The 8,710-nt window shown below is 67.7% G+C and carries 5 protein-coding genes and 2 pseudogenes; 2 read left to right on the forward strand and 5 right to left on the reverse strand.

Features of this window, described 5'->3' with window-relative positions; translation table 11 throughout:
- Positions 1–210: 210 nt before the first annotated feature.
- Positions 211–1,866 (reverse strand): thioredoxin domain-containing protein, encoded by a 1,656-nt coding sequence (locus tag ACP56T_RS21560; protein ID WP_430914077.1) that lies wholly within the window; start codon positions 1,864–1,866, stop codon positions 211–213.
- A 338-nt stretch (positions 1,867–2,204) separates the two neighbouring features.
- Complete coding sequence (locus tag ACP56T_RS21565) at positions 2,205–2,453, reverse strand: DNA-binding protein (RefSeq protein WP_430914078.1); 249 nt, start codon at positions 2,451–2,453, stop codon at positions 2,205–2,207.
- A gap of 60 nt (positions 2,454–2,513) precedes the next feature.
- Between ACP56T_RS21565 and ACP56T_RS21570 the strand changes: the two genes are divergently transcribed.
- Both ACP56T_RS21570 and lexA read left to right on the forward strand, forming a co-directional pair.
- Entirely contained in the window at positions 2,514–2,894 is a 381-nt protein-coding gene (locus tag ACP56T_RS21570; protein WP_430914079.1) for a helix-turn-helix domain-containing protein, read from the forward strand.
- A 286-nt stretch (positions 2,895–3,180) separates the two neighbouring features.
- A complete protein-coding gene (gene lexA, locus ACP56T_RS21575) occupies positions 3,181–3,927 on the forward strand; it encodes a transcriptional repressor LexA (RefSeq protein WP_430914080.1) in 747 nt (248 codons plus the stop codon).
- Here lexA and ACP56T_RS21580 read toward each other — a convergent pair.
- The 3 genes and pseudogenes from ACP56T_RS21580 to ACP56T_RS21590 all read right to left on the reverse strand — a co-directional run.
- Positions 3,921–5,345 (reverse strand): annotated as a pseudogene (locus ACP56T_RS21580) (ComEC/Rec2 family competence protein); the annotation flags it as partial. The gene lexA and the pseudogene ACP56T_RS21580 sit on opposite strands and share 7 nt — an antisense overlap.
- Before the next feature lie 111 nt (positions 5,346–5,456).
- Positions 5,457–7,262: a hypothetical protein gene (locus ACP56T_RS21585; protein ID WP_430914081.1), complete on the reverse strand. Its 1,806-nt coding sequence runs from the start codon at positions 7,260–7,262 to the stop codon at positions 5,457–5,459.
- A gap of 97 nt (positions 7,263–7,359) precedes the next feature.
- Positions 7,360–8,529 (reverse strand): annotated as a pseudogene (locus tag ACP56T_RS21590) (AAA family ATPase); the annotation flags it as partial.
- Between the last annotated feature and the right edge of the window lie 181 nt (positions 8,530–8,710).

An 8,710-nucleotide genomic window follows, 5' to 3' on the forward strand; every position in this document is an offset into this window, starting at 1 on the left:
TATGGCGAAGTTCGGGTTCCGGCTAGATCGGGGCCGCCGAGCTGCTTTTCACGCGTCCGATACTTCATCGCCCTCAAGGCGGTGATTACCTTGCCGGCGCCGGCCATCGTCAGGAAGCGCAGCGAAGACGCGCGATGGTAGCGCTCCAGCCACGCATGCGCTGTGTCTGAAGGGGGAGATGCGCGTACTTGGGATCGAGGTAGAGGTCGCTCATCGCGGGGCTCCGAAGCGTTGGGAGCGGGCGAGCGCCGCGCGGACCTTGGCCTGCTTCGCCTCATGCTCGCGGTCGCGTCGTGCCTGCGGGGTCTCGGTGAGCCGCCGGCCGGTCTCGGCCATGCCGGAAGCCAGCTCGATCGTCCCTTTGCTGGCGGGGACGGGCGGCACGGGCTGGCGCTGGCCGGAGGCGATCATCTCGGCCTTCACGTCGATCGGCGTGAGGTCGGCCGCCTCGGCGGCGATCGCCGCGCGGGCCACACCCTTGCGCCGGGCGGCTTCCTCGGCGCCGGCCGGGTCGAGGCGCGAGTACACCGGATCGGGCTGGGCGATGCCGATCGGCGCGCCGGCCATCGTCAAGACTGGGATCGCCGGCCAATGCAGGTACTTCGGAAGCTGGACGCGGACTTTGCTGCCGGTGTGCCGGGCCAGCTCGTCGCAGTAGAACCGCTCGCCGCCGACGCTGATCTTGCCGTCCACGACCTTGCGCGTGGCTTCCGTCGAGAACGCCATCATCAGCGCCATCGGGTCCACGTCGGTGCGTTGCCACCCGGCCTCGACGGCGCGGGTGTAGGCTTGTAGGGGCGATATGCCGGCTAGGTCGCCGGTCTGGCGGTTTGAGTTGTAGAACGTCAGCAGGTTTTTGAAGTCGAAACTGAATTCCGCGAATGTGCCGTCGAATGCATCCGGCGACTTTCCGAGATTGGCCGTACGAGACTTCATGCGGTCGCCGCCGATGTAGCCTTGCAGCGGCGCGAGCAACTTCTGCTCGATGACGCGGAACGATCCTTCGAGGATGCCTTTAGCCGCTGCGTTGTAGGGGGTCGCGCGGATCAGCGGCTTGCCCCGGTCGAAGCACTCGCCGTCGAGGCCCGCGAGCTTGAGGGCATCCGGCAGGAACTCGGCGAAGCGGTACTCCGACCCGTTGTCGAGGTAGAGCATCGCCGGCATGCCCCAGTGCTGATCCTGGGTCATGTGCATGAAGCTCTCGATCAGGTCCGCGTTGCGAACGGCGGTGCCGGGCTCGCAGAGCAAGAGGTCGATGCGCAGGCGGCGCGTACCGGCATCGAGCCATGCGATGCCCTTCGGTGTTGCCAGGGTGCCGTCCTCGCGGGCCACGTAGAGATCGAAATGATGCACGTCGCCGAACACGAGTTGCATCGGCGCGAGGCCGGCGGACGTGAGCCGGACGCGGGGACGCTTGTCGTCCCAGGCTTTGGCGTCGGTGCGGTACTCGTGAACGCGTCGGGCGGCGCGGCCGGCTTCCACCGTGTGCTTCGGCAATTCGCAGGCCGGCATGATCGCGGCGAAGTCGCCGCCGATCCCGGCCTTCAACGTCAGGTCGGCAAGATGCTCGCCCGCGAGGCGCTGGACGGTGCTGTAGGAGGCGCCCTGCCCCCAAAGGTCCCGGATACGGCTACGGACCCGGCGAGCGATCTCCGCACGGAGAGCATCATCTAAGCCGGCCGTGACGGCGTCCCAACGCTTCGTCAGGATCAGCCGGCTTTCCGGCTTGGTCTCCCGGGGCTTGCGCATCAGGCCCTTCAGCCCGTGCGTCTCGGCCTTGCTGACCTTGCGCTGGATGTCGCGCAGGCTCGGGGTGAACGGCCGCCCGTCCGGCCCCATCGCCTCGACCCCGGCCAGCGCCCGCATTGCCGCCGAGCGCTCCTGCGATCCCTTGGGGTAGGAGAGGGCGGTACGGAGGAAGTAGGCCCACCACTCGGCCGCCTGGAACGCCTTGGCAGAGGGGTTCAACGGGCCTTCAATAGGCGTTTGCGATGTTTGAACGCAGAGCTGGAGTTCGGACGGCAGACTATCGGTATTTACTTCGTACCGTAGCCCGCCCTTTCCTCCATAGCCACGCCTGGATCGCACCGCGAGATTAGCCCCGCGCCAAGTCAATCCGCAGTTCAGTGCTCGTGCAAGCGCGCGATGCGCCTTTTGGCGGGAAATTCCTGCAAGCACAGCAAAGTCGGATGATCGGATAAATGTCACGAAGCGAGCCGCTTAATATTTGGCTCTTTCTTGACGCCCAGCGCCACAGCAATCCGATGACTGACGCCGCGCGTTGCTTTGCACTCCCCACGTAGCACCGCGTACACAGTGCGCGGATTGAAGCCACGTGCAAGCGCCCATTCCCGAATGCTGATCCCTTCGGCCTCGAATGACCCTCGGATGTCGGGTAATGTGTCCTTCATACCCACCCTCGCAAACTCGTGAGGGCGCAATATGCAAACCATGGACGCATTTTGTCAACTTCTGACACAAGGGGCCAGATCGCGCATTCCCCCCCTCAAAGCATGGGGGCGGTGACAGCAGATGCTGTCCTCGATCGGGTTCGGATCATGACCGGCCTAAAGCGCGATATAGATTTGGCGCGCTTATTCGCCGTATCTAAGTCAACCATCACGACCTGGAGACGTCGAAACCGGGTTCCTTATTCAGAAATATTAGCTCTTCATTTCGAGAAAAAACTGGACTTTAGCTACTGTATTCTAGGCATACAGCAGTATAATCACCTCAACCTTGATCTTGACCTTGGTCCTCTGAAAGCTGACTTGAAGTTTTGGGAGGCGTTCAGACGTTTTCGAACCGAGATGCGCCGAGTGTACGGCCCAGAGGCGGGTGAGGAGACACCTGAGGGTTACAAAGGGGTTACAAGGACAGCAGATGACGTCTGATGGGTTACAAGGATGTTGTGCAAGAACAACATGTTACCTTAAATTGGCGGCGCGCCGTCGTAGTGCTGAGGGTTACCAATTGCGCGCCCTCTAATCCATTGTCGGAGATCATGTTTTTGCGGTCCGCCGCCAAATATCTCTGACAAGCCCGCCGCCAATTAGCGATTTCCGCCCCAAAAAGCGGCCGCCGACCGCCTTGCGGAACACTTCAGGAACGCTTAACGTGTTCGTGATTTGTTTCCGCGACCGTGCGCCGCGCCGGTTCGCCGAAAGGGGCAGACCGACGATGTTGACCCGTAAGCAGCTCGATCTCCTCCGCTTCATCCAGGAGCGCATGCAGGAGAGCGGGGTTCCGCCGTCCTTCGACGAGATGAAGGACGCCCTCGACCTCAAGTCGAAATCGGGCATCCACCGGCTTATCACGGCCCTGGAGGAGCGCGGGTTCCTGCGCCGCCTGCCGAACCGGGCGCGGGCCATCGAGGTGATCCGCATGCCGGAAAGCCTCGGCCGCATGCCGGTTTCTCCAACCCCCGCACCGTCGGCGGCGCCGGCAGGGGTGCGCCGCTTCACGCCGAGCGTGGTCGAGGGGGGACGCGCCAAGGCCGCTCCCCCGTCTCCCCCGAGCGTGCAGGTGGCGGACGCGGACGGGCGCTCCGTGAGCATCCCGGTGATGGGGCGGATCGCGGCCGGTACGCCGATCTCGGCGATCCAGAACCAGAGCCACGCGATCACCCTCTCGCCGGACTTCCTGACGAGCGGGGAACACTACGCCCTCGAGGTGCGGGGCGATTCGATGATCGAGGCCGGCATTCTCGACGGCGATCTCGTGGTCATCCGCAAGCAGGACACGGCCAATACCGGCGACATCATCGTCGCGCTGATCGACGACGAGGAGGCGACGCTGAAGCGCCTGCGCCGGCGCGGCTCTTCCATCGCCCTCGAGGCCGCCAACCCCGCCTACGAGACCCGCGTGCTCGGGCCCGACCGCGTCAGCATCCAGGGGCGGCTCGTCAGCCTGGTGCGGCGCTACTGAAGCGGCTCCACGGGTGCGTCGTCCGGCTCGGGAGCGTCGGACGCCGCCTCCGATGTGGCGGACGGGGAAACGGCAGGTAGAGCGGCGGCGGGCGTCATGGGGCGCCCCTCGGCGGCGGGAGGAGCGGCGGCGGCGGGCGTCTTGGATCGCCAGGGGCGGCCCGCGCCATCGGCATCGCGGCTCCCGGTGACGATCGCGCCCTCCGGTGCCCACCGGATCGCGACGGCGCCGCGCGACGCGAGGATGGCGCGATCGATCACGAGAGACGCCGCGCAGGATGACGGAGCGGGGCGCGGCGTGATCACGATGTCCGCGCGCGAACAATCCTCCGGGAAGGCGCGCCTGTCGCGGACGAAGGCGACGACGCGGCCCTCCGCATCCGCCGCGTTGCAGCCGAGCCGGTCGCAGTTTGCGGCGGCGAAGGCATCCGCCGGGCGGCGGCCGTCCCCGTCGGCACGCAGCCATTGCTCCAGCACGAAGGCGGAGGGCCGGCCGAGCGCGACGAGGCGCCCGTCCGCCCCCCGCGCGGCCGCGCCGCTGCCCTGCCGGTCGACATAGACGTCCTGGCGGACTGGACCGGCGGCGAGGCCGAGCCCCAGCAGGGTCGGCGCGAGCGCCAGCCAGCGCAGGCCCGAGATCGGAAGGGTCGCGAGCAGCAACCCGGCCGCGAGCAGCAGGAGCGCGGCCGTGCCGAAGGCGGGGACGACCACCACCGCCTGCGAGAATCCGGCGATCCAGGCCGAGATCGCCAGCATGCCTTTGACCGCGAGCCCCATCAGCCACCAAACGGGCCGGTCGAGGGCGAAGGGATAGGCGAGGATGCCGAGCACCGCCGCCGGCATCACGGCAAGCGACACGAGCGGCAGGGTCAGGGCGTTTCCGACGAGGCCGAAGGGCTGGATGTTCTGGAAGTGGTAGGTGGCGAAGGGCGCCGTGGCGATCTGCGCCACCAGGGTGGTCAGGAGCGTGCCCAGCACCGCCGACGCGGCGAGGCGGACCGTTCGGCCAATCCGGCCGGCGCCTTCCCTCGCCAGGAAGCGCCCGTCGATGAGCCGCGCGCAGGCGATCAGCCCGGCCACCGCGCCGAAGGACATCTGGAAGCTTGGGCCGAGCAGGCCCTCCGGCTCGCGGGCGAGCGCGACGAGCGCCGCGAGGGCGAGGTTGCGCATGCTCACCGCCGGCCGGTCGACGAGGATCGCGCCGAGCATGATCAGCGTCATCACGAGCGAGCGCTCGGCCGCGATGTCCCAGCCCGAGAAGACGCAGTAGGCGGTCACGCCCGCCATCGCCACGGCGGCGGCGATCTTCTTGATCGGCCACGACAGGGCGAGGAACGGCACCAGGGCGAGCCCGGCCCGCACCAGCCAGAACACCACCCCCGCCGCCAGCACCATGTGCAGGCCGGAGATCGAGACGACAAGGTTGCAGGTTGGCCGGCAAAGTTCGGAGTAACCCCTTCGGGGCGGCCTCCGCAGGTTCGTACGACCACGGCTCAGGAGGATCGGTGGGCTCGTGGTGGCGTGGAGCGCTTAACGGGGATCGTACTTGTTGCGCCGCTTGGCGGTTGCTACGGGCTTGCGCCGCGCGCCTGGGAGAGGTGGCGAGCGGGTGAGCTTCACCACCGGCGCGACCTCGGAGACTTCGCCCTCGATCGTCATGGCCATCGGCGCCTCCACCCCCGGTTCAAAGACCCGGCGACCTTTGACATGTCGGATCCACGAGGCGTTGCAGACCTTCCGCGCATCCTCGTCGGTCAGCAGTTTCGCCGACCTGCCAACGACGAACAGCTGCGGATGACCGGTCTCATCGCCTTCGGGCCAGAACTCGACGATCTTGTAGCCCTGGTCGATGAGGCGGGCGGCGACGCCGTCTGATCTTTCGTTCATCCATTCGGGCATTGCCTGAACTTGGCAGAAGCGTCCCTGCAAGGACCCGATACCGCCCGTTTTCGCCCGGTTGGAGCCGATAACGACCGCCCGGCCCCAGGCTTTCATCTCGTCGTCACCCTTGGCCGGAATGGGATACGCAGTAGTTATGTCCCCTTTCCCGTCTTCGGCCGAGACCCTGGACTTGGCAGACTTGGCAGAACCGCCCCTCACGCCGCTGCCGCGCAGCTCAGCCGGATCGATCACCACCGGGCCCGGCGGCAGGGTGCCGGCGGCGCGGGCGTTGCGGAAGAGCACCCCGCCGCTCAGCTCGTCGAGCTCGTGCAGGACGCACTCGATCGCGTTGCGGGCCAGCAGCAGGTACTCCGGGGAGAACTTGCCATAGAGGTGGTTGATGTCCTTGCGGCGGTGTCCCATCCACATCTTGCACTGCTGGTCGGGCACGAGCGGGACGCCGTAGCGGACGTAGGCGTCGCGCAGCATCGTCGCCCCGAAGTCGCGCACGCTGGAGGGCACGAAGTCCGGACCGAGGTTGAGCCGGGCGCCGCCGGCCTTGAAGCGCGCGCGCAGATCGGGGACCTCCTCGCCGACCCAGACCCCCGCGCCCCAGCAGGAAATCTCGGCGAGGAGCGACGGCGGGAACGGGAGCGACGGGCGGTACTTGGTCTCCTGCTGCGGGCGATCCTTCGGGTTGAGATGGTAGACGCCCTGGCGCAGGTCGATCTGCGCCCCCGTCGCGGCGGCCGCGGCGTCGGCCCGACAGACGTACCCGAGCATCAGGAGCATCCACCGGCGCATCGGTTCGTCGTCCGCGATGAGCCTGAGGAACGCGGCGGTTTCCTCCAGCGACGCGTGCCAGTTCCTCGCCTCCGGCTCGGGGACCCCGAGCACGGCGGCGACGTCCTTCCTGGTGCAGATGACGGGCAGCGGCGTGACGGTGAGGAGGCGCTTGCCGTCCTCGTCCGGGCTGCACGCCCAGTTGATCGCGGCGTTGGTCAGGATCATGCAGTTCGAGACCGAGCCCACCTGCATCGGCCTGCCCGCCACGCCGGCCGTCAGCGCCTCGATGAGCGTCTTCTGCTGGCGCTTCGTGAACGCGCCGACCGTCATGCCCGGCAGCGCCCGTTCCAGGCCGCGCAGCGTCGAGCCGGAGGTGCTCGCCCAGCTCTTGTTCCTCTTGTCCGAACTCAGGAGGTAGAGCTCGACCACGGCCTCCACCGGGAGGTCGTTCTCGTCCTCGAAGGGCGCGGCGCCCGCCTCGATCACCATGAGGGCGATCATGGCCTTCGCCTCCTGCTCGTCCTCGGTGCCGAGGCTGGTCTTCGGATCGTAACCCAGGGACGGGTCGTACTTGGCGACGTACCACTTGCCGGAGCCGGAAACCTTCTTGAGCTTGTAGCCCTCGATGACGAACGTCCCCCCGTTCTCCCGAGCGGCCGCCTCGCCCAATCGCCCGGCGTACGGGGCGGCCGCGTTCCTGGACGAGGCGTGTGACCTCGTCGCCGGGGAGGACCCTTCGCGCGAGCAGGCGCTCGGCGATGGCCTCGATTACCGTTCTGTTTTCCCTGACCAGTGCGAGCGCCTGCGCCAGGAGCCGTTGCAGATCGCGCTCCACGACCCGCCTCAGGCCGGCATCCGACGCCAGTGCCTTGGCCGCGTCCTTCGGGTCGCCCCGGAACAGGAGCGTTTCGCCCAGGCCATGGCTGAGGTGCATCGAGGCGAGCACCGACGTCGCATGCGCGAGATCGCTGCCGGCCGATCCGCCCGCGCCGCTGTGCGGCTCGCCCGACAGCGTGTCCATGGCGCGGCCTGCGAGGGCGACGACCGCGAGCGCCTCGAACTGGCGCCGGGTCAGGATCCCGCGCGGATGCAGGGTCGCCTGCGTCGCCCCGGCGCTCGACCGGCCCATGGCGATGGACACGGACCGAACCGTGGCGACGTCGAGCAGGACCGAGGCGGCGGCGTGCGCAGATTCATGAAGCGCGACGATCCTCAGCTCGTCCTCGGTCCGATCGTCAGGCGGTGCGACCGCCAGGCCGAGGTCGGCAGGGACCATGCGCCGCCCAGCGAGCCGGGCCGCGGCGCGAGCCTGCTTCACCCAGGCCGTGACGTCGGCGCCGGTCCCTCCGACCGCGAGATGGGCGATCCCCGTCAGGTCCTCCCCGGCGAGGTCCTCGCGCAGGTGCGTCCGAAAGATCCCCACGAGCGCGGCGGCGTCGGGCCGCGGGATGCGGATCGTGGGATGCAGCCGGCCCGGCCTGATAAGGGCAGGATCCAGGTTCTGCGCGTTGTTGGTCGCCCCGACGACGATCAGCTTCGAGGTCGTCTTCGAGGTGTTGGTGTCGAGTTCCGTGAGGATGTAGTTGCACACGGGGGTCCACCAGTCGCGCCCCCGATCGTCCATCGCGGCCCGGTTGGGGATGCTGTCGCACTCGTCGAGGAACAGCAGCGCCGGCGCGAGCGACGCGGCACGTTGCAGCGTCTGCTCGGCTGCGCGGAGCACGCCGCCGAGATACCCGTCGCTGCCGGTGAACCACTCCCCCACGCTGGCGGAGACGAGCGGGATCCGCGCCGCCTTGGCGACGGCCCGCGCCAGGGTGGTCTTCCCGAGGCCAGGTTCCGAATCCCATAGGCAGGTTCTCGAAATCGCCTGCCAATCGAGCTTTCCCTCGCGCCAAGCGTCGAGGTCTCGAACGAGGTCGAGCGACCATTGCATCGCCGGTCCGTAGCCGCTGAGTTCGGCCAGCGCTGGAGCGTCCGCGAGCAGGTTGTCTGTCAAAAAGCGTTGGAACGGGACCCCGGATCGGCGTGCAATGGGGACCCCTTCGCAAGCTCGGCACGGTGCGGCTGAGCTGATCCGAAGCCCAGCTTTGGCGTCGTAGGTTCTGGCCTCAGGC

It is taken from the genome of Methylobacterium endophyticum, assembly GCF_050591105.1.
GTDB lineage: Bacteria > Pseudomonadota > Alphaproteobacteria > Rhizobiales > Beijerinckiaceae > Methylobacterium.

Coding starts and splice junctions, on each gene's coding strand:
- lexA (WP_430914080.1), top strand. CDS start 3,181: ATGTTGACCCGTAAGCAGCTCGATCTCCTCCGCTTCATCCAGGAGCGC.
- ACP56T_RS21570 (WP_430914079.1), top strand. CDS start 2,514: ATGGGGGCGGTGACAGCAGATGCTGTCCTCGATCGGGTTCGGATCATG.
- ACP56T_RS21565 (WP_430914078.1), bottom strand. CDS start 2,453: ATGGTTTGCATATTGCGCCCTCACGAGTTTGCGAGGGTGGGTATGAAG.
- ACP56T_RS21560 (WP_430914077.1), bottom strand. CDS start 1,866: ATGCGGGCGCTGGCCGGGGTCGAGGCGATGGGGCCGGACGGGCGGCCG.